This is a genomic window from Parvularcula sp. IMCC14364, from assembly GCF_030758415.1.
Lineage (GTDB): Bacteria > Pseudomonadota > Alphaproteobacteria > Caulobacterales > Parvularculaceae > Aquisalinus.
The window spans coordinates 3000898-3026927 of the sequence record NZ_CP132334.1 but is presented as its reverse complement, the minus strand read 5'-3'; the positions used below and the strand labels follow the sequence as shown (position 1 = coordinate 3026927).

General features: G+C 54.8%; 28 protein-coding genes. 7 read left to right on the top strand and 21 right to left on the bottom strand.

Annotated features, from left to right (window positions below):
• Window positions 1-65 precede the first annotated feature (65 nt).
• On the bottom strand, window positions 66-593 hold the full coding sequence (gene fabA / locus RAL90_RS14185) for a bifunctional 3-hydroxydecanoyl-ACP dehydratase/trans-2-decenoyl-ACP isomerase (protein WP_306251763.1): 528 nt from the start codon (window positions 591-593) through the stop codon (window positions 66-68).
• Window positions 594-699: 106 nt separating this feature from the next.
• A complete protein-coding gene (locus tag RAL90_RS14180) occupies window positions 700-1230 on the bottom strand; it encodes an SH3 domain-containing protein (RefSeq protein ID WP_306251761.1) in 531 nt (176 codons plus the stop codon).
• Between the two features lie 80 nt (window positions 1231-1310).
• On the opposite strand from RAL90_RS14180, the gene RAL90_RS14175 reads away from it, so the two are divergent.
• Complete coding sequence (locus tag RAL90_RS14175) at window positions 1311-2297, top strand: D-glycerate dehydrogenase (protein WP_306251759.1); 987 nt, start codon at window positions 1311-1313, stop codon at window positions 2295-2297.
• A gap of 2 nt (window positions 2298-2299) precedes the next feature.
• On the opposite strand, the gene RAL90_RS14170 is transcribed toward RAL90_RS14175, so the two are convergent.
• The 8 genes from RAL90_RS14170 to RAL90_RS14135 all read right to left on the bottom strand — a co-directional run bounded on the left by RAL90_RS14170 (window position 2300) and on the right by RAL90_RS14135 (window position 8212).
• Window positions 2300-2932: a YceI family protein gene (locus RAL90_RS14170; protein ID WP_306251757.1), complete on the bottom strand. Its 633-nt coding sequence runs from the start codon at window positions 2930-2932 to the stop codon at window positions 2300-2302.
• A gap of 29 nt (window positions 2933-2961) precedes the next feature.
• The gene (locus RAL90_RS14165; protein WP_306251755.1) at window positions 2962-3717 is read right to left on the bottom strand and encodes a molybdopterin-synthase adenylyltransferase MoeB; all 756 of its coding nucleotides are present in this window, start codon (window positions 3715-3717) and stop codon (window positions 2962-2964) included.
• A gap of 6 nt (window positions 3718-3723) precedes the next feature.
• Entirely contained in the window at window positions 3724-4182 is a 459-nt protein-coding gene (gene dut, locus RAL90_RS14160; RefSeq protein WP_306251753.1) for a dUTP diphosphatase, read from the bottom strand.
• A 374-nt stretch (window positions 4183-4556) separates the two neighbouring features.
• Complete coding sequence (locus tag RAL90_RS14155; RefSeq protein ID WP_306251751.1) at window positions 4557-5327, bottom strand: enoyl-CoA hydratase/isomerase family protein; 771 nt, start codon at window positions 5325-5327, stop codon at window positions 4557-4559.
• 78 nt (window positions 5328-5405) lie between these two features.
• Window positions 5406-6047, bottom strand: coding sequence for a lysoplasmalogenase (locus RAL90_RS14150; RefSeq protein WP_306251750.1), 642 nt, complete (start codon window positions 6045-6047; stop codon window positions 5406-5408).
• Entirely contained in the window at window positions 6047-6916 is an 870-nt protein-coding gene (locus RAL90_RS14145; RefSeq protein WP_306251748.1) for an ABC transporter six-transmembrane domain-containing protein, read from the bottom strand. The genes RAL90_RS14150 and RAL90_RS14145 overlap by 1 nt, the downstream gene beginning before the upstream one ends.
• Window positions 6917-7100: 184 nt before the next feature.
• Complete coding sequence (locus tag RAL90_RS14140; RefSeq protein WP_306251746.1) at window positions 7101-7589, bottom strand: DUF2937 family protein; 489 nt, start codon at window positions 7587-7589, stop codon at window positions 7101-7103.
• Between the two features lie 92 nt (window positions 7590-7681).
• On the bottom strand, window positions 7682-8212 hold the full coding sequence (locus RAL90_RS14135) for a GNAT family N-acetyltransferase (protein ID WP_306251744.1): 531 nt from the start codon (window positions 8210-8212) through the stop codon (window positions 7682-7684).
• Between the two features lie 111 nt (window positions 8213-8323).
• On the opposite strand from RAL90_RS14135, the gene RAL90_RS14130 reads away from it, so the two are divergent.
• Window positions 8324-8746, top strand: coding sequence for a DUF1330 domain-containing protein (locus RAL90_RS14130; protein ID WP_306251742.1), 423 nt, complete (start codon window positions 8324-8326; stop codon window positions 8744-8746).
• Complete coding sequence (locus tag RAL90_RS14125) at window positions 8743-8958, top strand: hypothetical protein (protein WP_306251740.1); 216 nt, start codon at window positions 8743-8745, stop codon at window positions 8956-8958. Before RAL90_RS14130 ends, RAL90_RS14125 begins: the two co-directional genes overlap by 4 nt.
• Here RAL90_RS14125 and RAL90_RS14120 read toward each other — a convergent pair.
• The 4 genes from RAL90_RS14120 to folE all read right to left on the bottom strand — a co-directional run bounded on the left by RAL90_RS14120 (window position 8938) and on the right by folE (window position 12821).
• Window positions 8938-9855, bottom strand: a complete 918-nt coding sequence (locus tag RAL90_RS14120) for a LysR family transcriptional regulator (RefSeq protein WP_306251737.1) — start codon at window positions 9853-9855, stop codon at window positions 8938-8940. The genes RAL90_RS14125 and RAL90_RS14120 overlap by 21 nt on opposite strands.
• A gap of 300 nt (window positions 9856-10155) precedes the next feature.
• Window positions 10156-11520: an MATE family efflux transporter gene (locus RAL90_RS14115; RefSeq protein ID WP_306251734.1), complete on the bottom strand. Its 1365-nt coding sequence runs from the start codon at window positions 11518-11520 to the stop codon at window positions 10156-10158.
• 217 nt (window positions 11521-11737) lie between these two features.
• Entirely contained in the window at window positions 11738-12064 is a 327-nt protein-coding gene (locus tag RAL90_RS14110; RefSeq protein WP_306251732.1) for a hypothetical protein, read from the bottom strand.
• A gap of 127 nt (window positions 12065-12191) precedes the next feature.
• Window positions 12192-12821, bottom strand: a complete 630-nt coding sequence (gene folE / locus RAL90_RS14105; RefSeq protein ID WP_306251731.1) for a GTP cyclohydrolase I FolE — start codon at window positions 12819-12821, stop codon at window positions 12192-12194.
• Between the two features lie 257 nt (window positions 12822-13078).
• Between folE and cysS the strand changes: the two genes are divergently transcribed.
• On the top strand, window positions 13079-14479 hold the full coding sequence (gene cysS, locus RAL90_RS14100; RefSeq protein WP_306251729.1) for a cysteine--tRNA ligase: 1401 nt from the start codon (window positions 13079-13081) through the stop codon (window positions 14477-14479).
• Window position 14480: 1 nt separating this feature from the next.
• Here the strand turns inward: cysS and RAL90_RS14095 are convergent, their stop codons facing one another.
• Genes RAL90_RS14095 through RAL90_RS14085 form a run of 3 tightly spaced genes read right to left on the bottom strand, consistent with a single transcriptional unit; the run spans window position 14481 to window position 16531 of the window.
• Window positions 14481-15032 carry a DUF1254 domain-containing protein gene (locus tag RAL90_RS14095; protein ID WP_306251727.1) on the bottom strand — a complete coding sequence of 184 codons (552 nt, stop codon included), beginning with the start codon at window positions 15030-15032 and terminating at the stop codon, window positions 14481-14483.
• Window positions 15029-15598 carry a DUF1214 domain-containing protein gene (locus RAL90_RS14090; RefSeq protein WP_306251725.1) on the bottom strand — a complete coding sequence of 190 codons (570 nt, stop codon included), beginning with the start codon at window positions 15596-15598 and terminating at the stop codon, window positions 15029-15031. The genes RAL90_RS14095 and RAL90_RS14090 overlap by 4 nt, the downstream gene beginning before the upstream one ends.
• A 15-nt stretch (window positions 15599-15613) precedes the next feature.
• On the bottom strand, window positions 15614-16531 hold the full coding sequence (locus RAL90_RS14085; protein WP_306251722.1) for a hypothetical protein: 918 nt from the start codon (window positions 16529-16531) through the stop codon (window positions 15614-15616).
• Window positions 16532-16675: 144 nt separating this feature from the next.
• On the opposite strand from RAL90_RS14085, the gene RAL90_RS14080 reads away from it, so the two are divergent.
• Complete coding sequence (locus tag RAL90_RS14080) at window positions 16676-17545, top strand: hypothetical protein (RefSeq protein WP_306251720.1); 870 nt, start codon at window positions 16676-16678, stop codon at window positions 17543-17545.
• A 10-nt stretch (window positions 17546-17555) separates the two neighbouring features.
• Here RAL90_RS14080 and RAL90_RS14075 read toward each other — a convergent pair whose 3' ends face one another.
• The 4 genes from RAL90_RS14075 to pyk form a co-directional block, all read right to left on the bottom strand.
• Window positions 17556-20852 (bottom strand): amidohydrolase family protein, encoded by a 3297-nt coding sequence (locus tag RAL90_RS14075; protein ID WP_306251718.1) that lies wholly within the window; start codon window positions 20850-20852, stop codon window positions 17556-17558.
• 124 nt (window positions 20853-20976) lie between these two features.
• Window positions 20977-21237 carry a hypothetical protein gene (locus RAL90_RS14070; RefSeq protein WP_306251716.1) on the bottom strand — a complete coding sequence of 87 codons (261 nt, stop codon included), beginning with the start codon at window positions 21235-21237 and terminating at the stop codon, window positions 20977-20979.
• A 134-nt stretch (window positions 21238-21371) separates the two neighbouring features.
• Window positions 21372-22034: a hypothetical protein gene (locus RAL90_RS14065; RefSeq protein WP_306251714.1), complete on the bottom strand. Its 663-nt coding sequence runs from the start codon at window positions 22032-22034 to the stop codon at window positions 21372-21374.
• Between the two features lie 99 nt (window positions 22035-22133).
• Window positions 22134-23549, bottom strand: a complete 1416-nt coding sequence (gene pyk / locus RAL90_RS14060; protein WP_306251713.1) for a pyruvate kinase — start codon at window positions 23547-23549, stop codon at window positions 22134-22136.
• A 161-nt stretch (window positions 23550-23710) separates the two neighbouring features.
• On the opposite strand from pyk, the gene RAL90_RS14055 reads away from it, so the two are divergent.
• Both RAL90_RS14055 and phoU read left to right on the top strand, forming a co-directional pair.
• A complete protein-coding gene (locus RAL90_RS14055; protein ID WP_306251710.1) occupies window positions 23711-25087 on the top strand; it encodes an ATP-binding protein in 1377 nt (458 codons plus the stop codon).
• A gap of 203 nt (window positions 25088-25290) precedes the next feature.
• The gene (gene phoU, locus RAL90_RS14050) at window positions 25291-26025 is read left to right on the top strand and encodes a phosphate signaling complex protein PhoU (protein ID WP_306251708.1); all 735 of its coding nucleotides are present in this window, start codon (window positions 25291-25293) and stop codon (window positions 26023-26025) included.
• Window positions 26026-26030 lie beyond the last annotated feature (5 nt).

Sequence of the window (26030 nt, the reverse complement as noted above, 5' to 3'; positions counted from 1 at the left end):
TCTCCCGTTTTCCAATCAGTCTCGGTGATGTTCAGCATCCGGCAAAGGGCTGTCACATCCGGTTTTTAGAGAGCACCCGCCTGGAGTGCTTCCTGTGAGAACAAACCAACGCGCAGATCCTTGGCTGTGTAAATATGCCTGTCGTCCACGAACATCTTACCGTCGGCAATGCCCAGCACCAGTTTGCCGCGCATCATCCGGCGCATGTTGATTTCGTATCTCACCAATTTCGCATGTGGCAGAACCTGCCCGGTGAACTTGATCTCTTTTGCCCCCAGGGCGCGACCGGAACCGGGTTCGCCGGACCAGGTGAGGAAGAAGCCAACCAGCTGCCACAGGGCGTCAAGACCAAGACATCCCGGCATGACCGGGTCTCCAGGGAAATGGCAGTCAAAGAACCAGAGGTCTTCGCGGATATCCAGTTCGGCTGTGATGTGGCCCTTGCCGTACTCACCCCCATCAGAGGTGATTGACGTGATGCGGTCAAACATCAGCATTGGTGGGACAGGCAGTTGTGCTGTGCCTGGGCCGCGCAGGCCATTCATGCCGCAGTCAATGAGTTCGTCCTTGGTGAAGCTGTTTTTGGTGGTCATCCGTTGTCTTCCGGGGAAAGTGAGGGCTTGAAACAATCTGAAACAAACTCATACCGGTCGCTGACATCAGCGTCAATCAATCCATCAGGCTGAGAAAGGGCAGGGATCAGTCCTTTGAAAGGCCCCAGAGTGTGGCCTGTGGCACCCAGCCGCGATACCCCCCTGTGCGCACCTGACACCAGCCTCTGTCACATCCCTCTGCCTTGACGATGAGGCCGTGGGCAAGCTGCGCGCGGGCATCAGCCTGTGCGGCGGGCTTGCGCAGAAGCGGAATCCCGCCTTCATGCCGGATCATGACCATATCTGCGCTGATCAGTTGTGAGCGGTGCACCCATGCAGTGGCGCCTTCCGGGTCTTCAATCTGGCGCCAGACATCATCGCGTGTTTCGGCAATGACTTTGACGGGCAGGTGCTTGCGCTGAAATGTGTATCGGATTTCACCATCGAAGGATGGGCGCAGGCGGCCCCAGGTCTCATCATTTTTAAGGTTGACGAAACGTGGCACTGGCAAGCCTGAATGACCGATACGCGGCTCCTGCGCGTTGGCGACAGAGAGCGTGGAAAAGATCAGGACCATGCAGGAGAGGGTGAGGGCGACTTTATGCATCTGGCGACGGTTGAATTCTTTACGAAACATGAAACCTGTCGCTACAAACACCACAAGGGGTTTAATGCCCGGTTAAGAACCTGCCCGTGATCGGGAGGATTGGGATAAAAATGACAAGCCAGCCTTTGAAAGTCATCCTGACGCGCAAGTTGCCTGAGGAAGTTGAGGCGCGATTATCAGACCTATTTGATGTTATGCCGTATAATGATGACTCCCCCATGTCTCAGTCGGCATTATTGGCGGCGGTGCAGGGGTGTGACGTTCTTGCTTGTACACTGGGCGACAGGATCGACGCTCAGTTGCTGGCGCAGGCTGGTCCTCAACTGAAACTGATTGCGAATTTCGGGGCCGGTGTTGATCACATTGATGTGCAGGCTGCCGCTGCACAGGGGATCACGGTCACCAACACCCCTTCTGTGCTGGCCGAGGATGCGGCAGACATGGCGATGGCGCTGATCATGGCTGTACCCCGCAGGTTGGTGGAGGGTGTCGAAGCGCTGCGCCAGGGGCGCTTTGTTGGCTGGTCGCCCACATGGATGCTTGGTCACCGGGTGCGTGGCAAAAAACTTGGCATTATCGGACTTGGCCGAGTGGGGCAGGCCGTGGCGCGACGGGCGCGAGCCTTCGGGTTATCTGTACACTATCATAACCGTAACCGGATCAATCCGCATGTGGAAAATGAACTGGAAGCTACCTATTGGGAAAGTCTCGACCAGATGCTTCCGCGGGTTGATATTGTCTGCGTGAATTGTCCGCAGACACCTGCAACCTATCATCTTCTGTCCCGACGACGACTGGAGCTGTTGCATAAGGATGCATATATCGTGAATGTCTCCCGCGGGAATATTATTGATGAAGAGGCTCTGGCAGACATGATTGTCGAAAAGCGCCTAGGGGGTGCCGGGCTTGATGTTTTCTCCAGAGAACCTGCCGTCAATGAAAAGCTGATGGCGGCACCAAATGCTGTACTCTTGCCGCACATGGCATCGGCAACTGTTGAAAGCAGGATTGATATGGGTGATCGTATGCTGATCAATATCAAGATGTTTGCGGATGGGCACAAGCCGCCGGACCGGATTATTCCGGAAATGCTGTAGATTTATTGCCGGATAAATTCTCCATAAAACTCAAGAGTTACTTCATCTGATAACAGGCCCTGATAACGGTCTATACCAAAATCCATCCTGTTGATGACCATTTTCCCTTCAAAGCCAACTGTATAGCGCTGGGTAATATTGTTCCGGGCACCTCCAATAAATGTCACGTCCATGGTTGCCGGCCGTATGATGCCTTTGAGAGTAAGGTCCCCGCGCGCAACGCCGGTGGTCTCTCCCGTCAGGGTGATGCCGGTCGACACGAAACGAGCTTCCGGGTGAGATTGCGTGTCAAACCAGGCCGGGCCGATCAGTTTTTCCGCGAATGATGCGTCGTTCACATCAAGCGAGCGAACATCAACACTGGCTTGCAGTCGGGCATTTTCAGGCTTGGCCGCGTCAAAGTCGAGACTGGCGCTGAAATCATTGAAGCGCCCGACATAGGTTGAAAGTTCCAGATGACCGATCTTGAAAAGCAGCGTCGCATGTGCCGGATCAAGCGCGTATTCGCCATCACGAAGAGCGCTGGCGTCTGTCTCCACATCTGGCGCCAGCACACTGGCGCAGGAAGAGACGACAAGAGCCAGCGTGGCCAGCAGAGCGGGTGTGAAGGCGGGGCGGATAATTTTTTGTTTCATGAAGACTGTCTATCACAAATATGCGCCACTCACAGATCACATCTGTGTGCCGGGCAGGCTGGGTCGCGGGGCAGCTTCACGCGCCGTGTTTCGCCGGATAGCCCGTTGTAAATGAGGATATGACCAGCAAGATCTGAGGCAAGACCGGTAATGACCTTGATGGCCTCCATCGCGGCAAGGTTGCCGACTGTCCCCGGTACAGCGCCGACCACACCTTCCAGCTCGCAATTGGCAAATTCAGCTGGTGTCTCCGGCACGAAACACTGATAGCAGGGTTGGCCCTCTTCATATCCCCTGAAGCTCGCCACCTGACCGTCAAACTTGCCGATAGCGGCGCTGATGAGCGGTTTTCGCGCGGCAATGCAGGCGTCGTTCAAGGCATACCGGCTGGTAAAATTATCGACCCCTTCGAGTATGAGGTCATAGCCTCGCACAAGGGATTGAGCATTATGCGCTGTCAGTCGCTGCCTGTGCGCGATAAAGTCTATGTCTGGATTGAGTGCGGTGAGGCGCGAAATTGCTACGGACACTTTCGGCTGGCCAATATCATCAGTCGTGTAGAGGGTCTGGCGTTGCAGGTTGGACAAGGCAACAGTATCATCATCACAGATACCGATGGTGCCAACGCCCGCTGCCGCCAGGCAGGACAGGACAGGACAACCAAGCCCGCCCGCGCCAATGACAAGCACTTTTGCCGCCAGCAGTTTCTGCTGACCCTGGCCGCCAATTTCCGGCAACAGGATATGGCGTTTATAGCGCTCGATCTGGTCCGGCGTCAGGGACATGCCGATTTATATGCCGGTCGAGCCGAAGCCGCCAGCGCCGCGCGCCGTGTCATCCAGTTCTGCCGCCTCTTCAAAATGCGCCTGCCAGACCGGGCAGATCACCATCTGGCCGATGCGGTCACCCCGATTGATAACAAAATCCTCCGCTCCATGATTGATCAGGATAACTTTCAGTTCACCACGATAATCCGCATCAATCGTGCCAGGGGCGTTGACGCAAGCAATGCCATGTTTTGCGGCGAGGCCGGAGCGAGGTCGCATCTGCGCTTCCCAGCCGGGGGGCAGGGCAATGGCGATGCCGGTTGGCACCATGAAGCGCTCGCCGGGTTTGAGAGTCAGCGGCGCCTGATCGGGTAAGGCGGCCCGCACATCCGCGCCAGCGGCAAGTTCTGTTTCATAAGAAGGCAGGGCCAGCCCTTCGCCATTCGGCAGGCGCTTGACTTTGACCAATGGAGATTCGTTCATTATTTTCATCCGTATATCGCAAGGAATTTGCAGTAACCTGTGTGGCTTATAGTCGGCCGATCACACAGTTTAGGCAAGCATGATTTTCCCGTCACAGCTGCTGGCTTTGCAGGGCAGAGGATGCGAAGTTTGGAGAAAAGGGAGGGCGAGAGCATCCGTATCTCAATAAGTTTTGGTTACGTTGAATAAAGCTGAACCTTATCATTTTCATGTCGGAATCCTCCTCCTCTTATAAATGGGCCTGATGCGCATAATAAGGGCATGTCGGAGGGGGCATATAAGTTTTTCCGAGGCTATTAGACAAACCTTTCTTCCCACCAAAGCAGAGTCATCCCGGATGCTCTACAAAGGTGCAGGCCGTTTGGACTTGCCTGTTACCGAAACCCGGCGAGGCGTTCTTCGGTGTCCGTGATGTCTGGATATTCGCGGGCCTGTTCTTCGGCGATGGCCTCTTCCATCGGTCTGTTTTGCAGTGCGACCTGATGCAAGTCCTTGTAGGCAGCGATGACAGCGCTGGAATTTGCGGCGATTTCGCTTGCGCGCTTTGCGACAAGGGCGTCGAGCGCCTCTTTGTTGTCGCAGGCTTCATTGGCGAGGCCCCAATTGGCGGCATCCGCGCCAGAAAAGGTTCGTGCTGTGAAGGAAAGTTCACGGGCGCGGCGGATGCCAACAGCGCGGGGCAGCGTTTGCGTCATGCCCCAGGTTGGGCGGATACCGAATTTCGCGTGGGTGTCGCCAAATTTCGTGTCTGCGGTGGTGTAGATAATGTCGCAATGCAGGGCGATTTCTAGCGCCCCTGTGAAGCAGGCACCATGCACCTTGGCGATGACTGGCAGGTTGCATTGGCGGATGGCGGTTGCTGCCTCGTAGGCTGGCTCATCGAAGATGCCGCTGATCTTGCCTGCAACGGGGGTGACGCCTTGCAGAACTTTCAGATCTACCCCTGCGGAGAATGCGCGGCCTGCACCTTCCAACACAATGACCTTTGTTTCGCCGTCAGTTTGTGCCGCGCGGAAGACATCGCGCAGGGCGTGAAGCATCTCCGGGCGGAAAGCATTGAGTGCGTCTGGCCGATTCAGCGTGACGCTGCGGATGCCGCCTTCCACGCTGCTGGCGATCATTTCTGTGGCGTCTGTATCTGTCATGTTGCTTCCTCATTTGTTTTACCTGTGGTCGCATATTCGAACTGGCAAAACCAGACCGGCTGACAAGGCTGTAGCCTGTTACGGTGCGACAGGCTGGTTTCTGGCCTGTACCAGACCAAGGGCTAGAAGGAACTGTGCGGCTGCATAGGTGAGCCATATGCTACCAGGTGGAGCGGTCATGTCGCGATACAGGCCGAAGGCGATGAGCGTATCAGACAGCATGAACAGCACGGCGCCAATTTTGGCGCTCAACGGCGCATTGGAGAAAAAACTTGTGACAACCATCAGGGTAATGATCGCCTGATAGGCCAGGCCCGGAATGAGCAAGTCGCCCATGCCAGGCAAGAACCAAACCAGCGCTAATACAGAATAGGCAAGCAGGCCTGGCAATACAGGCAGGCCCTGAGGGTCGCGCCCCTGCTGCCGGATGAGGTGCCAGAAGGCGAGAGTGTACAGAATATGGGCGGTGCCGAAAAAAGCCATGCCAGCAATAAAGTTCGGCTCCGGCAGGGCCAGGGCGATATCACCAGCGGCAGAAAACAACAGTCCTGTCGCAGCAATGCGCGCGCCATTCCACAGTGCATACAAACCAAAGAGGATAATGCCCGCCGCTTTCCAGATCGCTACGGCCGGGAACGGCACGGCGATAAACTCGGTTACAAGATAGGTTGCGGCGACTGCAACGCCGCAATAGAGAAGAATGTCAGCCGTATTTTTCATCAATCCCTGTCCAATCTTCCGCTGATCTCACTGGTGCGGATAAATTCCTGATACGTATATGGGAGCATCACCACAGCGTCGGTAAATTGAAGCACATAAGTCAACGCCGCAAAAGCTTCGCCCACAGTCTTTTGTTCAACCGCAATCAGAATATAGATAGCCCCACACAAGAGCGCCAGAGCGAAAAAATAGGATGCGCCATAGGTGGCCGCTTCAAGATCGGAGAGACGTATCCTCCAGCGCTCCAGTGCAGACAGGTGACGGCGGATCCGATCTGGCTGACGTGTTTCCAGCACATCAACCTGGCGCTCCATCTCGTCATTGACGCCCTTGTTCAGACGGTCAATGCGCCCGCGACATAAGAAGAATACGGTCGCGACAGTCAATGCCGTCATGATCGTCAAGATGCTGAGTAATGGCGAAATAATCGCGAGCATGATGATCGCACCGAAAAGCGTGATGCTGGCCGTCAGGCCCATTGGCAACATGAGTTCGAAAAACTGGGTGAACTCATGCACGAAATTGATGCGTGCGGTGAGGCGCGATGTTGGCGCATCCTTTGCAATTTCCCTGCTTGCAGTCTCGCTCGCCTTTTCGCGGTAAATGCGCCCGTAGGCTCTGGTATCGTAAATCCTGCGGCCTATGCCCGTGGCGAGCAGCAGGAAAATAACGCCGGCGAACCCCCATAAAGGGGAAGTGTCGCCGGTGATCAGGCCGTCAATAGCGCGGCCCATCAGATAGGGGATGAGTACTTCGAGGATGTTCTCAAAGACGAGCAGTGTAAGCGTGACGGCGATCGTTAGCCTGTAGCGTCTGAGGATGTTGCCATGCGTAAGTGTATTGGTTGAACTGGATGATGTGGAGGTCATAGGTGAAATTGATCCGTATAATATGAGGTGCCATGCGCAGCTTGCCTGAAGTGTAGCGCGGCGCTTTAGGGGAGGCGGTAGTTTATATTACTGGATCATAATGCATGTATTCTGCCACAGGACTATGACCTGCGCAAGTCTGCCTGGAATAGAACAGATCAGTGTGCTTCCATCCTTACACAGGTCAGTCCCGGCGTCGGAATGGCAGGGTGATAATGGCAAACAGCAGCGAGGCCAGCAACCAGACGGTTACAAAGCCACCGCCAGCATAGGCAGCGCCGGTCATGGTACTTGGGACGGCGGGTTTGAATTCTTCCCTGACGCTCTCCACAATATCTTGTTTGAAGGTTCGTGCGAGTTTTACGGGCTGCATGTAATCTTTTTCGCTGCGCAGTTCGGCATAATGAACCGATAGATCTTCATACCGCATCACAGCGCTGCGATAGCTGTCACAAAGAGCATTCAGCAGGCCGGTTGATGTGGCGCATTCGGCCATGGCTTGATCGCGGGTATAGCCGAAGCGCGCGACATCTGCGTCAAATTTTTCCACAAGCGGTTTTAACTCATCAATGCGTCCGTTCAGGTTCTGCATATATTGTAGCGTGAAGCCCGGTGCCTGTGAGGCACCAACAGCGCCTGCGACGCCAAGCAGGAATGCGAAAAATCTGGTCATGCGAATTACCCCAACTGTTACCCCTGCGCGCCCAAGACGCTGATGATCAGGTTAGGGCATCGAGGTGGCTTTGTTGAGTTATTTTTTTGGAGTCATCCCTGCCAGTCCATCACCAGCGAAGGCTCGCCCTTGAAATTGCCGATACAGCGTTTGATGAAACTGCATTTCTCGCCAATGCGGATAGAAGCTGCGTTATCCGGATGGATCAGGCAGGTGATCGGCAAAGCCGGGAAATGATCGCGTGACCAGCCAATGGCTGCAGAAACGGCCTCCGTCGCAAATCCTTTGCCGTGGTGATCTGGTGTGAGCACCCACCCGGCTTCCATCGAGCCGGTGACACTCGGCTCGTGATCGCGGTAGAATTCACTGAAACCGACTTCGCCGACAAAGCTGCCCGTTTCCTTTTCTTCGACCAGCCAGTAGCCCCAGCCCATCAGTGCCCAGTGCCCGGCAAAGCGCATCAGCCGCGCCCAGCATTCTGCCTTGGTGCCGGGCTGACCGGCAATGAAGCGATAGACTTCCGGTTCATTCCACATGGCCATCGAAACATCGAGATCGGTTGCCTGATGGCCTCGCAGGCGCAGGCGATCGGTTTCAACAACAGGTGTGAGAGTAGTGGCCATGGTGTTAATGTCCTGACAGCAGGTGAAACGGTTGCTCTTGCCGGGCAATGTTTTAGGCTGTCTGTGGCTACAGGCAATATGCGTCAAACCAAGGGAGGGCTTGCCCCAATCATGAAAAATGCAATGCAACCAACAGGTGACCAGATCAAGGGCTTTCAGAGCCGCACAACCGGCGCGCCGATTTTCATGCTGAATCTGCTGAAATTCCGGGACAGGGCGAAATATGAAGATGGTCGGGAAACCAGTCTTTCCGGCAAGGAAGCTTATGCTCTTTACAGTGCGGGGATGCAGAAAATAATACCGGCACTTGGCGGCAGTTTCGTTTTTGGCGGCGAGGTGCGGGGTATGCTGATTGGTGAAGTAGCTGACATGTGGGACGCAGCAGCTATCGTGCAATATCCTGACACGGCAGCCATGATGGGCATGATGGCAGACCCGGCCTATCAGGAAATTCATCCGCACCGGGAAGCAGGCCTAGAGGGGCAGTTGCTGATCGAATGCGCGAAGGGTTTTTCTTTAGGTAGTGCGGCGTGAGCTGGAACCTGTTCATTGGCGGCGGTATCATCCTGCTGGGGCTTTTCAATTTGTGGATGACTTTTGCGCAGCCTTCCTTTTTCGACCAGCTGGAGAAGATGAAACAGGCTTATGGCGAGGTGCCGGGGCTGATCGGCCATCTGGTAATTTACGCGGCTCTGCCGGTTATCGGTGGTCTTGCCCTGATTGTTTCAGGGCTTCTGTTTGGATGACTGGGCGTTACGGGTCGTCCGGACTAACTCCAGGAAGGTCTGCCTGAACCAGTGATAGGCAGGATGGCTCGCAAGCCGTCGGTGCCAGATCAACTGTAGCGTGCCGAATTGCGCTGGCCCTGTTACAAGGGCCGGACGCTGAACGAGATTATAGGCGGGCCCGTAGGTGTCGGCCAGTCCCTTGGGAACCGTCAGTACCATATCCGTTGCGGCAAGAATTTGCGGTGTCATGGAAAACTGCGGCACCGTCATGGCGACACGCCGGGTCAGGCCATGTTCTTTCAGTGCATCATCCACAAATCCGGTCGCCTCACCCCGCACTGACACAAGCAGGTGTGGATAGGAAACAAACCGCTCCAACGTCAGCTTGCCGCTGGCCAGCGGATGCCCTGCCCGCATCAACAGCACGAAAGTTTCCCCACCAAGCGTTTCAAACTCGAACCGTTCCGGGGGGTTGGGCATGGGGATCAGGGCAAAGTCCGCATTGTGACTGTCGAGTGCTTCCAGCGCCTCATCAGGTGGCAGCATACGGAGGTTAATACCCGGCGCGCGCTCGGTCAGCTGATCAACGATCCGGGGCAGGATTACTGATGTGGCATAATCCACAGCGGCCAGCTTGAAAGACCGGTCTGATGTTGCGGGGTCGAATTGTGGTGGGTCGAGCACTTCTTCCAGGTTATGCAGCGCTGTGCGGACAGGCTCTGCCAGTTCCAGCGCACGCGGGGTCGCTTTCATACCTTCCGGAGAGCGCAGGAAAAGTTCGTCTTTCAGATGATGCCGCAACCGGCTGAGTGCATTGGAGACAGCAGGCTGCGAGAGGCCGATTGTATCGGCAGCGCGCGTGACATTACGCTCGCGCATCACCGCGTCAAAGACCAGAAGCAGATTGAGATCCATGCCTGCTAAATTCATGAAATGAATATTACATATATTATCTATCCATTTCAATGATGAAATAGGATGCTCTATCTTCAGATCATCAGAGATTGAGACCCAAAGGAGATCTGACATGACAAAATTTTTCGCAACCAGCTTCCTGACCGTCACTGGCATTTTTGCAGCCCTGTCTGCCGCACCGATTTATGCAGCCGTCATGCTTGGTTGATCTGACAGGACGAACTCGCAGGTTTGTGCTGTAAGCCCGACCGCTTGCCACCGCTTAGCTGACGGCTGCGGCCGGCAGTTAGGGGCAAAGGCTCAGGTCGCTTCTGGCAGACCCCTTTCCAGCACAAGGGCAAAGCCGGGCCACGCAAGGGCGAGTGTTGCCGCTCTGGCAAGCATATAGGTCAGGAAGGCAATCCATAATCCGTGATTGCCCCAGGCCGGTATCAGCAGCCCGATCAGCAGCACATAAAACAGGGCAGAGACGATCATTGAATTGCGCAGGGCGCGCGAGCGCGTTGCGCCAATGTAAATCCCGTCAAACTGGAAGGCTGCCGCCACGGCTAGCGGGCTGAGCGAAATCCAGATGAAATATTCCCTTGCGACGCTGTTGATGGCCCCGGCAGGCGCGACTAGATTCAGCAGCAGATCATCCAGAATAAAGTATCCGCCACACAGCAGGCAGGCCCCGGCGGCACCGATAACGGATGTTTTTATGACAGCGTCCCGGAATTCCTGGCGGCGCTGCGTGGCAGATTTGCGACCAAGAGCCTGACCGACCAGAGTTTCCGCTGCAATGGCTGGGCCGTCCAGCGCCAACCCGGTGACCAGAAAAAACTGCATCAATACCTGATTGGCCGAGAGCGTCAGATCACCAAAGACGCCGCTGCGCTGAATGAAATAGACATAGGAAACGGACAGGATGAAAGTGCGGATGAAAATGTCCAGATTGACTGAGAGTAATCGTTTGAGCGCGCGGGCGGAGAAATAATCCATGCCCTGCCAATGGGCATGGACTCCGCCAGAGCGATGCAGGAGGAGAAGGATGGCGGCTGCAGAAATCAGGGCACTGAAAATTTCTGCAACAAGTGTCCCCGCGGCGATGCCAGCTGCGCCCAGGTCATAATGTAGCACCAGGAGCGCATCGAGCCCGGCATTGAGCAGTGTGGTGAGAATGGCAATAACCATCAGCAGGTCAGTGCGCCCCCGTGCTGTCAGCCAGCCTAGCATCCCGGATGTTGCCAACACGAAAGGTGCGCCCCAGATGCGGATGGCATAATAGTCTCTGGCAGCCTCAATGGCATCGGGCACAACGGTTGCTCCGCGCGTCATGAACCAGAAACAAAGATCGCCCATGGGCTTTTGCAGGACCAGCATCGCAAGGCCAATTAGGGCGCCAAGGCCAACAGACTGGGCGAGCGTGCGCCGGGCGCGGGCTTCGTCACTGGCACCGATGGCCTGTGCTGTCAGTCCGGCTGTGGACATTCGCAGAAATCCAAATGTCCAGAACAGCAGCGAAAAAATTGCCGCGGCAAGACCGACAGCGCCGACATCCAGCGGCCTTGGCGAATAGCCCAGCACGGCAGCATCTGTCAGCCCGAGAACAGGCGTTATCAGCGAGGCGATGCTTGCTGGCAAGGCAAGCTGAAGGGCTCGTTTATATGTAACGGGGTCAGACAATCAGGAAATCCAAAAAAAGCGCCATCCAATGGCGCTTTATCTCATAAGGCCTGCTGTCTGCAGATGCTACTCAAACTTCCGCGTAGCGTCCACTGCGCCAGTGTTGTTCGATGAGATCGCCGAACTCATGAGGCGCCATACCATATCTGTTCAGCAAACGAATTGTTCTGACTTTTTTGTGACCGGGCTCATCCCCGTCTACATGGCGAATCTCAACTCAGCTGTTGAAAATGCGGATATTCTGCACTTTTTTCCACCCAGTGCGTGTGCTGGTGAGGCCCGCATGTTGTTCAAACCCATCCGGACCCAGTTCGATATAGTTCCAGTTTGGCCATACACCTGTCACAAGCATGATCGCTGCGATCAGCAGCATGGGCATGGTCATGACAAAGTTCATGTCCCGTCCGGTCAGGCCGCCATAAAGCATCATCATTACCTGCGCTGTCAGGACCACGGCGGCTGCAACGGCAAAGGGAGAGCGCCAGAACTCCGCCATCAGTTTTACCTGAGGATGGTTTTGGGTGGAAGTATCGTTCGCGCTCATAATTTCTGCCTCATGCCCCGGTTGGTGCAGACTAGAAAAAGCGCGTAAAAATTAGCTGAAGAAAGATGGCTAATACCGGGTAAACAGCGGCGTGTTCACCCGGTAAGCATGGGGGTGTGGGTAGCCCTCAGGACCGGATCAGGCGCAGGAAGCGGTCTTCCATTTTTGCATCTTCCTGGAAAACGCCGGTGAAGCGTGTCGTAACTGTGTCAACGCCGTGTTTGTGTACGCCGCGCGTGGACATGCACTGATGTTCTGCCTCAATCATCACCGCGACACCGCGTGGTGCCAAGACGCTTTCCAGCGTGTCGGCAATCTGTGCCGTGAGCTTTTCCTGGATTTGCAGGCGTTTGGCATAGGCATCAATGAGCCGGGCAAGTTTTGAAATGCCGACAACCTTGCCGTCTGGAATATACGCAATATGCGCCTTGCCGATGATCGGCGCCATATGATGTTCGCAATAGCTCTCCAGGCGGATGTCTTTCATGAGGACGATGTCATCATATCCCTCAACCTCTTCAAAGGTACGGGCAAGAATTGCTTCGGGATCTTCATCGTAGCCTGAGAACCATTCCTGAAACGCTTTGGTGACACGTTTTGGTGTGTCAAGCAGGCCTTCGCGGCGCGGATCATCGCCCGCCCACCGGATGAGCGTGCGCACAGCCTCTTCTGCTTCTGCCCGTGTCGGTGCAGAACTTACATATTCTTCAGTCTGGTTTTCGTCACGGGTGATCGTGTCGTAGGCAATGGCATTCATGGGCCTGTCCTATCGTTAAGTGCGATTACACATTCGCGTCTGTGGGGAGTTGTTTCCGCCTAGCCGCTGGATTTAAGATAGGGGGCAGGCTAAGGAAAATCCACTAACCTTTTCGTGATTTGCTACCAGAAACCAGCGCCATGAAGCATAAGCCCTTGTTTTTTATCCATTTTATCTGCTGTTGACGGCTGTTATCTGTCGGCTTTTCAGCCTTTTCCTCTCTTGTCCCACACTAAAATGCACCCAAAAGACCTGCCATGACCCTTCATCTGTTCAATACCTATTCCGGCAAAAAAGAGCCGTTTGAGCCGGCAAACCCTAACCGGGTGACCATGTATGTCTGTGGGCCGACAGTGTATTCCTATGCGCATATTGGCAATGCGCGTCCGCCGGTCGTTTTTGATGTCCTGTTCCGCGTTCTGCGGGAGCAGTATGGCGGCGATGCTGTGGTCTATGCCCGAAATTTTACAGATATTGATGATAAAATCATCCGGGCGTCTCAGGAAAGCGGTGACCCGATCCGTGTTATCACGGAAAAGTTTGCAGATATTTATCGTGATGACATGGCGGCGCTGGGCACTCTTACCCCAACAAAGGAGCCTCGCGCCACGGAACACATACCCGAGATGCAGGATCTTGTCTCAGCTTTGCTGAAGCATGGCCATGCCTATGCGGAACAAAATCATGTCCTGTTCAGTGTGCGCAGCTTTGATGGCTATGGCCGCCTTTCGAAACTGCCGCAGGATGATATTATTGCCGGTGCACGGGTTGAGGTTGCGCCATACAAACGTGACCCGGCTGATTTCGTCCTGTGGAAGCCAAGCGCCGATGATGAGCCAGGCTGGGGTGCGCCGGAGGGTTGGGGCGTGAGCGGGCGAGGTCGTCCAGGCTGGCATCTTGAATGTTCTGCGATGATCCGCGCCGGGCTTGGCGACACGATTGATATTCATGGTGGTGGGCAAGATTTGCGTTTTCCCCATCATGAAAATGAAATCGCCCAGAGCTGCTGTGCCCATGACACTGGTGATGTGCCGTTGGCGCGATATTGGCTGCATAATGGCTTTTTGAACATGGGCAAAGACAAGATGTCAAAGTCTCTTGGTAATATCGTAACGCCCCATGAGTTGTTGGAAACATGGCAGGGCGAAGTGCTGCGCTTTGCGCTTCTGTCAGCGCATTATCGCCAGCCATTGGAATGGACTGACACATTGCTTGAGCAGTCCAAAAGGCAGCTTGATCGCTTCTATCGTGTGCTGAGTGATCTCTCCGATTTGCCGGATGTCACCGTGGCTCTGCCTGGTGCAGTGCTGACTGCCTTGCAAGATGACCTGAATACGCCGGAAGCGATTTCAGCATTGCACGCGTTGCGCGACCGGGCTGTGTCTGCGGCGGGTCCTGATCAAGTGCAAGCCAATGCGGAACTGCTGACGGCAGGCAGGCTGATGGGCCTCTTCTTGAGTGAGCCTGAAATCTGGTTCAAGGGGGCGGGCGCCGGAGGCGGGCTTGCTGATGAAGTGATCGAAGCCCTGCTGAAAGAGCGGACGACCGCGCGGCAGGCGAAAAACTATGCGCGGGCAGATGAAATCAGGGATGAACTGGCTGCTGCAAACATCATCTTCGAAGATGGTGCTGCTGGCACGACCTGGCGCCGGGGGTAAATTAACCCGGCGTAACAGTCTCGCATGTCATCTGTCTGCGTTCTTCTTCAATAACAGGCCAATCCTGTTCATCCATCAGAACGCGCCGGACCAGAACAAGGCCTGTTTTTGTGGGGGCTGCAATGTAACGGTCAGCTGAATATCCCGGCACGGCCATTGGTGAGTGGTCTTTCTGTGGGGGCAGGATGATGATTTTTGTCTTGTTTCCAGTCATCTCACTGTCATTCAGGTGGAAAAAATTGTCTGTATTCATATCATACAGGGCGACTGACAGGTAATTGGCAGCTTCTGGCACTGTCACGGCAACGGCGCCATCTGACACATCATAAAGGCAGATTGAATAGGCAAGATCAGGACTGGGGCGGACGATGCGCTGGTTCTGCGCGGTGATCGGCCCGCTATGGGCGAAGGTATTATAGCCCGTGTCATAGCCCTGCTGCAGGGTTTCGATGGCGCGTGTCATGATAATGTTCGGTATTTGCCGAGCCGCTATCTGCACTGTCCCATAGGCAATGATGGCAATGCCTGTCAGCCAGAGAATAATCCGGATCATGAGCAGTCCTCTCTGGTAATAGACGGGAGTGGCGTCGTGTCCAGTGCTTCATAAACAGTGCTGGCAGGGTTGTAGAGCCTGAGCGTCACCGAAACAGCGCCGCCATTGCCACTGGGCAGCCAGTCTGCATCATCTCTTGGCTGTTGCGGCGATATGGTGAAGTCAACAACGCGGGACTCAGGGTCCATAAAAACTGAATAAATATTCGCGTCATTAGCAATCAGGAAATTGTCATCGCCATAGAGTGTAAAAGACCACCAGCGCGTGGCAGGTGCTGCGCCGCGCACACGATATGTGCAGCCGTCACTTAAGGGCTCGCCATTACTGTCCGTGTAGGCGGTATAATATACAGTTTCAGAGCTTTTCAGGGCAAAGAGACCGCGCATGGCGACGCCTGCTTTCAACAGAGCTGGCGCGTCCCGGTCACCATAGGCCGTGTTAGTAATCCAGGGGCCATTCCGGACGCCTGTTGCCGTTATGGCTCTATCCATCAAATGGCTGAAGGACAGCGCGCCCGCAATGATGCCAACAATGACCATTGAGAAAAAATAAAGGGCAGTCTTCATGCGTATCACCTGTTTTTATTGCAGTGCCTTCAGGCCGTCGATCGCTTTCTGCTCGTTAGGATTCAGGGCGATCGCTTCTTCATAGGCAGAAGCAGCTCCTTGCGTATCACCACGCAGTGAACGGCTGTCGCCAATATATGCCAGCGCCCTTGCCTTGTCTGGCAGTCGTTCGCCTTCGACAGATTTCAATTCTTCAATATACTGTTGAAAAATGTCTTCAGCCTCTGCGAGTTCATATTCGCCGAGGGTGCGCACGGTACCCCGGACGAATAACAGCCCCAACCTGTAGAAATCATCGCCTGGCGTGCGCGCATAATCGACGGCAATCTCGTCGGCTTCCTGATAGCGTTCTGCTTCGCGAAGGAAGAGAACGTGTTCGATTCTTGCGTTAAGATCTTCCGGGGCGAGCGCGATGTAAGCGCCCAGCGCGTCTGCGATTTCGTCGGTGTCGTCGCCTGATTTGGCCAGCATGACATTCATGTCTGCCGCCGCGACTGGGTCAATGCCGCGCAGGTCCTCTATCCGCTCACGGGCTTTGCGCTTACTGCCACCGGCGATGCCGGGTGCATTGATGAGGAAGCCGATTTCACGCGACCTTATGTTTGTGTCGTCCGGGTCTGCTTCCAGCGCGCTGGCAAGTGAACGTCTGTATTTCCCGGCAAGGGGTAGCGCCTGCATTGTGCCGACTTCCTCAAAGCGCTGCTGAATCGCATCCAGCATAGCCAGATGTGCGGCTGTACATTTTTCATCGGCTTCAAGTGCACGCTCGGCAGCCTCGATCGCGGCGGATCCGTTTTCAGCGGCGATCTCTTCTTCCACATCCCGGATAGCATCTTCAGCGGCTGTATTCTCCGGGGTGCCACACCGCAAGCCGTCGACAGGTTCCGTGCTGGCTGTCTGAAGAAGAAGGGCGGCGATAAAGGCTGCAAACATTATTATACTCCTGATGTGTAAACAGCTTTCACCGGCTGTCGCCTGTCGTCAAGTTGCCTTGTTGGCGTGGCAAAGTGAATAAGGTCGCTTCATTCCTTGGTGCTTCGCGATTGTGATTCAATGGAATGAGGCTATAGTTGTCGGATGGTACGTTTTTTTTTCCGGTTTCTGTTTCTTGTTTTCGTTCTGGTCGCTGTTGTTGTGCTGTGGGCATATTTCGCCGCCTGGCGTTCGCCAGAAACTTTTTCGATATCGGCTGATCGTGACAATTCTTATGCACTGATGAGTTGGCAGGATTATGAGGTAAAGGCGGCTGAAATTCTGCCCCCGTATATTCTGCAGAAAGAGCCGTTCAATGAAGGGGCTGCTTTTTTCTTTGGTGCGGAGCATGGGCGCTTGCCGGGGGATTCCCAGTATCGGCTTATCCAGAAAACATGGGATGAGTTTGGCCCAACGGTAGCGCTGGTGGAAGGGCGGCTTGGTTTCCTGTTTCCCTATTTTGAAGACCCGACAGAAAAGTTTGGCGAGCCCGGATTTGTGGCTCAGCTGGCGCGCAGGAACGATGTGCCCCATTACTCTTGGGAGCTGTCCAAGTCGGACGAGATTGCGCTGCTGCGCGAAAAATATAGCAAGGAGCAGGTGGCACTCTTTATTATTCTCCGCCCCTATTGGGGGAGCGTCGAGACCATACGCCTGCCGGGTGCTGACGATATTGTCACAGGCCTGATTGAGGACCGTGGCACGCGGCAGGGGATAGAAGGGGCCATATCGTCAGTTGCAGATATTGACCGTATCTGGGAGCGTGACTTTCCGGATGCAGCGGACTGGCGTGACCAGAGTTTCGGTCTGGCGTTGCCCGGCTATTTCAGCGGACTGTTCGTGGATGCAAATAATATTCGTGATACACATATGCTGAATACGGTCATGGAGCTGACCGAAAATGGCGAGCGTGTATATGTTGCAGCCGGCTGGTCACATGTCGTCCGTATCCAACCGGTACTTGAAAACTACTGACGGACTATTTCTATTCCCACCAGTATGGTTCGCGGGTGAAATCACCCGTTTCACGCTCATTCAGTGTTTCGGCATCGTAAAGCCGGCCGTTCAGCATGACACTATCTATATTGTCCGAATTGCGAATATCGGTCAGTGGATTGTCATTGATAATGACCAGATCGGCGAGTTTTCCTTCTTCAAGCGATCCAAGATCACCGTCAAAGCCGAGCGCCTGAGCCGGTACGATGGTTGCTGCGCGCAACGCTTCCAGTGGTGTCATGCCCCCACGCACAAATGTCCACATTTCCCAGTGTGCAGCGAGGCCTTCTTCCTGACCATGGGCGCCGATGGACACTTTAACACCGCGATCTGCCAGCAGCTTTGACGTGTGCCCGCTAACCTGATCCACGAAGTCTTCTTCTGGTGCTTTTGTGCGGCGTACAGACGAAGCCTGTAACAGGCGCGGCGGCACATGCTTGGACAGGATCGGATGTAGCCAGACATCATCCACATAGCGCCAGTAAGGATCTGCAGCGAGGCCGCCATAGGTAACTGTCAGTGTCGGCGTATAACCGACATCAGTTTGGCCATAGAAACTCAGTACATCCTCATAGAGCATGGCCGGTGGCAGGTTATGCTCCAGTGTGGTATTGCCATCCTGCACCAGCGCAATATCCATCCCGTATTGTGATCCGCCTTCGGCCACGACTGCGATGTCTTCCTCTATTGCTGCTGCGACAACCTGCTGGCGTTGATCCCGCCGAGGCTGATTGTAATTCTTGATTGAATGCGCACCCTGCTGCTTCAACCGGCGCACGTGTTCCAAGGCATCTTCATAGGAGTTTATAACGGCATAGCGTGTCGGCGATTTTGCGCCGTACACAATTTCTGCTGTTGAGTAAGTACGCGGTGCCAGAATAATACCCGCCCGCTGCATCTCTGCTGATGGAAAGATCAGTGATGCAGTACTTGACGGGTCGTGGATCGTCGTGACCCCAAAGGCAAGGTGCGCCATAGCGTGCCAGTTTTGTTGTGGGATAAGCCCGTCAGAGCCCTGTGGCCCGTGGGCATGCGCATCAATGAAACCGGGCGTAATGGTTTTGCCGCTTGCATCAATAACAGTTGCACCGGCGGGGACTTTGATTTCTGTGCTGGGACCGATAGCGTCGATCCTGTTGCCGTCGATCAGGATGGTGCCATTTTCAATGATGCCGCCTTCCTCATCTGTCATTGTCAGCAAGCGAGCACCGGTCACGGCAACAATGCCTTTCGGCTTTGCCGTGTCTACGGTAATGGCAAGGCTGATCCCGTCTGCAGGCGCTTCATATTTTTCTGCATCATCACCCTTTGCTGCCGGCGTGTCAGGAATCAGTTCCTGAAGACTGGCAGAATACAAGGTGGGGCCGAGGGTCCAGTTGAGGGTCTTGCCATCTTCAGACCAGTGATAATAGGTTGCCCCATCTCCGCTGGCTTTTGTCACCGGCAGGGCGTTAGCGTTGCGGCCCGCGCTAAGGTCTTGCGGTCCCACTGTCATGGGCATGACAAACGCCTGGTAGTTCTCGCCAAAGACAAGATGTCCGCCATCTGGCGAGACTTCATAACCGGTGACAAGATCGCCTGACGCATGAAGACGCTCATCAAAGCCATTGAGATCCATGCTGACAAGGCTGAGCTTGCCGTCTCCGCTACGGGTGATGAACACGCGGTCATTTTGCTGGCCGAAATGCGGTGCGCGCCCACTGTCAGTGATCAGTATGGGCGTGCCGCCATTCGCAGGGACCCGGTATATTCCCTGATTTTCCGACCAGTCGCCGGAGGTGAGGAAACCGCCGCCGTCTTTTTCAAAAACGACGCTTTTGCTGTCCGGGGAAAAAACCGGGCGCCGGTAATGGCCAGGCTCTGCTGTCAGTACCTTGGCGGCACCACCAGAAGTGGATACAGTGCGTACACGTCCCAGTTCCTGATCGTCCCAGCTGACGTACACAATACGGCGGCTGTCTCTGGACCATGCCGGGAAAAACTCAAAGGTATCCGAGCCTCGCGTCAGGCGACGTGGTGTCCCGTTGGGCAGGTCTTTGATATATAGCTTGCCGAGACTTTCAAAAACCACCTTGTTCCCATCCGGTGAAACGGTGGCGAAACGCGGAATCCTGGTTGTGAACTCGTCAGGCGCTACATCAACCTGCGGGCGTGGCGGGTCTACAATGTCCCGTGTGTCCTGCACCCGGAAAGGTATTTCCGCCGCGTCACCGCTTTTAATGTCAACGTGCCATATTTTACCGCCCGCCCAAAAGACAATCTCCTGGCTGTCTGGCATCCAGTCCATCGTCGGGTACAGTCCGTAAACGCCCCATGTTTCCTGATTATCCTGATCCAATGCGTCGTAAACCTTACGCTCTTCACCGGATTTCAGATCCTTTATGTATAGTTTGCTCTTGGTCCGTTCCCGGCGCACAAAAGCAACATATTTCCCATCAGGTGAGGGCTGGGCGCGCACCGAACCCCCTTCGCCGGAAATGATGCGTTCTGTTTCGCCGGTTTCCATATTATAGCGATCAATGGCAAACAGTTCCGTGTTGGAATCATCCGCGTAAGTGAACGCATTGCCGGACGTTGTGGAGCGTGTGTAATAGATGTAATCGCCATCAGGCGAGAAAACCGGTTCGCCGATCTCTTTCTGATAGGCCTCACTGGGGCGTTCCACCAGCTGCACACCGTTGCCGCCCCCCAGATGGTAAAGCCATATTTCTCCGGTGCCTGCAGATCGAGCAGTGGTAAAGTGTTTCTTGGCGGCGATATAGGTCCCATCAGGGTGCCATGTCGCGTTATTCAGAAGACGGAATGACTCATCCGTCACAGCACGCTTGTCGGAACCGTCCGGATTCATGATCCAGATATTGTCTCCCCCTGCCCGGTCTGAGGTGAAGGAGATTTTGGAACCGTCCGGGGAAAACCGTGCCTGTGCATCATAAGCGATGCCAGAAGCAATGTTTGTCGCCGTGCCACCCGTGATGGGGAGTGTGTAGATATCGCCCAGCATATCGAAGACGATTGTGCGGCCATCGGGGCTGACATCAACATTCATCCATGTGCCTTTGGTCACATCCAGCGGGATACTGCGCGTTGGCACCGGCGGGTTGCTGACATCCCACTCTTCGCTGGCCTCATCCGTATCGTCGTCCGCACCGCCTGCGCCCGTGGCATCCTGCGTCGCTCCATAAGTGAATTCCTCGTCCGGCCCGCCATGTCCGCCGGGATGCGCGAGCGCAACAACAGCCGCAGAGGATAAAAGCAGTACGGATAGAGCGGCAGTGGTTTTGATCATGATGTGTGTTCCCTCGAATGTCCGGATTGATGCCGGATAATCTCCACTAATACCTAAACCCGGATTGCGCCTTGGCGCAAACCCGCCTGGGGTTTCTCAGCAAGTTGTAATGGATGAGCCGGCCTTATACGGTCGGCTCGCGGGGAATAAAGAAATGAAACACAATATAGGTCATCCCGATCAGGCCGGGAAATGCAGCGAGACCCAGGAACGGTATCTCGCTTTGCGCCACCAGACCGAGCAGGCAGAAAGCAAGAGATAGTGCCAGCATCAGGATGCCACGTCGCAGATCCGCATTCGGGCCGATATTCTCATTGGTAATCGCGGCAATAAGTTTCGGGTCGGCGCTGCCGGTTGCGGTGCCGGAAATAGAACGGTGTTGCAATCATGGTAACAATGCTGGTGAAAACGATCAGTGTAACAATAATCGGTATCAGCAGGGCTTCGTCCATAGAGCTTTCTCATATATTATGTTAATCTGACATATAACAAAGCACCAAATTTTGCAAAATTATACCCTTATTGAGGTTCGTCTGCCAGAAGCTGATCGACACTGAGCGTCTGCTTCAGGTCCCTGTACATATAAGCGCCTGATGACGACAGTCCGGTAGATATGACGACAGGCCTGCTGTTGCCTATGGCAACAAATTTCTCACTCAAAGAAACTTCAAAAGTGGTGAACCCCTGCTTTGCCCGCGCTGTGCGGATCGGGCTCTCCGATACATTATCAGCAATAATATTGAATCCGACCAGCTGCCACAGACCATCATGCCGGACGATAGTAAGGTCCATGTTACCATTTGCTTTTTCAAATGTAGCGGTTGCCTTGCAGGCAAGAAAAGCGGATTCACCTTCTTCATCAAACTGATATTGAGCGATTTCGCAGACTGCATTGTCATCGAACGCCGTCATGTTGCCTAGTTCATTGCGTGCGAAGCTCAAGAATTGATTCAGCATCGTTTCCGTCAGCACCTCCATCATTTCCGGTGAAGAGCGCTCAAGAAACTCTTGCCTGTCCCAATCCGTTGCAATCGCCCTGACGGTTTCGTTGGCGTAAACCGTACCTTCTTCCATGATCGGTTCGATTTGCTTCATACCGATCATGATGATAGCAGCGATCGCTAGCACAAATAGTAGTGCCAGGCCGCCTATTATACTCAAAATAATGACGAGAATTCGCATTTCATACCCCTTACCCCAAGACAGATGGGAGCATGAGCAAGGCGAGGCTTCTGGTCAAGCCCATCCACGCAATACAGTCGTGAGAGCATCTAGCTGAGCCTAGTCGATCGTGATGACCTTCATCAAATTCGTCCCGCCTTTCACGCCCATAGGGATGCCGGCGGTCAGCAGGATTGTGTCTCCGCCGCTGACGCCTGCCTTCTGTCTGGCAATGTCGCGAGCGTGAGCTGTCAATTCTTCAAAATTTGCATAATCCGGCGCGACGACCGCTTCGACACCCCAGGCAAGGCTGATGCGCCGGGCTGCGGCTGGATCGGGCGTTACGCCCAATATGGGCGCGCGCGGACGTTCTCTCGAGATGGCGAAGGCTGTCCCGCCAGTCTTGGTGGAGGCGAGGACGGCTTTGCAGCCGAGCAGGTCAACTGTATGCCGGGCCGATACGGAAACAGCGCCGGGGCTGTTGGCTTCTGCCCGTCCAAGTCCGTTGTAAATTTCTTCCCAGTAAAATTCATCCTGTTCAACAGCTTCAATAATACGTGACATGATGGCGACCGTTGCTTCCGGGTGCCGACCTACAGCGCTCTCGGCACTGAGCATTACGGCATCTGCACCAAGATATACAGCTGAGGCGGTGTCGGAAGCTTCTGCGCGCGTTGGGGTCGGGCTGTCGACCATGGACTGCAACATCTGTGTCGCAACAATTACGGGCTTGCCAGCGCGCCGGGCCAGCCGGATGATACGGCGTTGGGCAATCGGCACTTGCTCAAGGGGCAGTTCAACGCCAAGATCGCCGCGCGCAACCATGACGGCGTCACTGGCTGCGATGATCTCCTCTATTTCGTCCATGGCTGATGGTTTCTCGATCTTTGAGACAATACCCGCACGGTTACCAATAATTTCCCGTGCTTCCCGCACGTCTTTGGCTGTCTGAACAAAGCTGAGAGCGATATAGTCCGCCTTGTTTTCCAGTGCGAAGGCAAGGTCTGTGCGGTCCTTGTCGGTCAGGGCAGCGATGGGCAGGCGACGTCCGGGAATGTTGATGCCCTTCTTGTTTGTCAGCTTGCCGGGCACCTCTACTTTGGCGCGGGCGCTCTGGCCGCTGTTTTGTGTCAGCGTGAGGCGGATCAAACCGTCATCCAGCATCATCATGTCACCCGGTTTCAGGGCGTCAAAGAGTTCAGGGTGGGGTATTGGCAAGACAGCATCTTCCGTGCTGTGATCATCACAGACCAGTTTCAGTTGGTCGCCGTAGCGTAAAACCTGCTCGTCGCCATTGAGAACGCCAACGCGGATTTTCGGCCCTTGCATATCCGCCAGTATCGGCAGGGACTTGCCGGTGGCTTTCTCGGCCTCGCGGATGTTCTCAAATCGCTTCCGGTGCTCATCATGGCTCCCATGACTGAAATTCAGGCGAAAAGAGTCAACGCCGGTCATGGCCAGAGAGCGGATGCGAGATGGCGCGTCACTGGCGGGACCAAGTGTTGCAAGGATTTTGCAGGATTTTCTATGTGGCATTTCGACACCTGAGGATAATCAGTTTAAGGACGGTGAGCCTGCGCGAAACAGGCCGGGCAAGCTGGGCCACTCAAGACGGGTTGGCGCATTCCTGTCAACTTGTTAAGAGCAACAAGATCTGGTGCCGCGCTTTTGCGGGTCGGGCTTTTTCGAGGATGTGCATGGAAACCGGTCTGGACAAGGAAATTGCCAAGGTTGCCGAACAGGTGCGCCGCACTGACTTCATGTGGGCTGCCGGCCTGAGCGGTGGTGCCTGCGGCATTCTGGCAACATTGGCAAATGTGCCCGTGCTGCAGGCTGTTCTGGTCTGGATGGTGATCCTGATGGGGCTGGCTGCGCGGTATTACACGGCCAACGTGAACTGGTCAGTGCCTGTGCAGCGGGCGGTCCAGAACCAGCTTGTCGTATTTCAGCGCCTGCGGGCTGTCATGAATGCGCTGCCCGAGCCAGTCATCATGCTGAAAGGGGATGGTGTGGTGGAAATGGCTAACCCTGCCACAGCAGAATTTGTCGGCACAGAGCCTGAGGGTAAGCACATGACCAGTATTTTCAGAGCCCCGGCTGTGATGTTGGCGCTGGAGGATGCAGTGAAGAGCAGCCAGCCGCAGGTAACAGATTTTGTTGTGTCCGGATCGGTGGACCGTCATTGCCGCATCTATGTCACGCCGCTTGCGCTTGAGGCAGAGGATGACTTCGACAGTGAGTTGATCGAAGACCGCATGCTGGTATTTGTCAGCGATTTGTCCACAGAGCGGCGGCTGGAGCAGATGCGCTCTGATTTTATTGCCAATGCCAGCCATGAATTGCGGACGCCACTTGCCTCAATGCTGGGGTTTATCGAAACCCTGCGTGGTCATGCACGCGAAGACAAGGAGGTGCAGGAAAAGTTTCTCGGCATCATGCAAAGCCAGGCAGAGCGTATGCTGCGTCTGGTCACGGACCTCATGTCCCTGTCTTCCATTGAGTTGAATGAGCATATGCCGCCGGAGACACGCGTTGATCTGGTTAAGGTAGCGGAAGAAGTGCGCGCTGCTCTTTCACCGGTTGCAGGCTCTTATGAGGGGACCATCGAAGTTCAATCCCTGCTGAATGATGGTACCCAGATTGTTGAAGGGGACCGTGACGAACTGATTCAGGTTGTGCAGAACCTCACTGACAACGCTTTGAAATACTCGCAGGAGAAACCGAAGGTCACCATTCTGATCGGGCGTGGTGAGCCGCCGGTATTAGCGGAAGCTGCCCTGCGGACAGGGGAGACTGCGCAGCAGATCAGTGCCAGGGCAGGGCTGTCTGCAGGCGATCTGGTATTTATACAGATACGTGATGAGGGGGGCGGTATTCGCCGTCAGGATCTGCCAAGGCTCACCGAGCGGTTTTACCGGGTTGATGTGGAGGAAAGTAAAGCGCGTGGCGGGACGGGTCTCGGCCTTGCCATCGTGAAGCATATCATCAACCGCCACAAAGGCGGCTTGCAAATTGAGAGCGCGAGCGGTCAGGGCTCGGCTTTTACCTGCTTTTTCAGGCCGTCACGCAAATAATAAAGGGCAAGAGCTGGCATTATATGCCCGCCACTTCAAGCCATTGAAAATTAAGCAGTTTTCTTTTGTGACAGTTTTGTGACGAAAATTGCTGCTCTAATCTCAATTTTTCTGCTCTCAGGCTAAATTTTTGACATTGCTTACAAAATTCTGTCACAAAACTTCTTCATATGGCATGTTCCCGAAAAGGATTTTTCATGCCCTTGAGTTCGCTCAGATCAGAAACCGACCAGCTGGAAAAGCTGTCCGTCCGGCTATGCGCCATGGGCGGGCTGGTCGAGCATCAGTTGTCATCTGCCATTTCTGCCTTTGAGAGAAGAGATCTATCACTTGCCCGTCAAGTTATAGACGGGGACAAAACTGTCGATGAGCGCGAGGCGGAAATAGAGCAAATGGTCATCGACCTGCTTGAATCCCGCCGTCTTGCCGGCAGCAATCTGCGCCAGGCAATTATGGCTATGAAGGTTGCCAATACGCTGGAACGTGTCGGTGATCTCTCCAAGAATATTGCCAAACGGTCTCTGGTGACCAGCCGTGAAGATACGGCGGACACAGTTGCCTCTGTTGTGCGCATGGGGCGCATTGCGCTGCGCCAGTTGCATGATGTGCTGAATGCCTATCAGGACCGAAATCCAGATATTGCAGTCGCGGTGTGGGGCGGCGATCAGGAAATTGATGAGCTGTTCAATTCCATTTTTCGCGAGATATTGACGACCATGTCGCGCGACCCCTCGCGTATCAGCGCTGGTACGCATCTGGCGTTCGTTGCCAAGAATTTCGAGCGTATCGGTGACCATGCGACCAATATTGCAGAGCGCATCTACTATTCAATGACGGGCGACCTGCTTGAAGAAGCTCGGCCAAAGACTGACATCACCAGTATGACGGTGATTGAGGGCAAGCCAGCCGACGCACCCGGCGAGCCACAACTCAATTAGGGGGA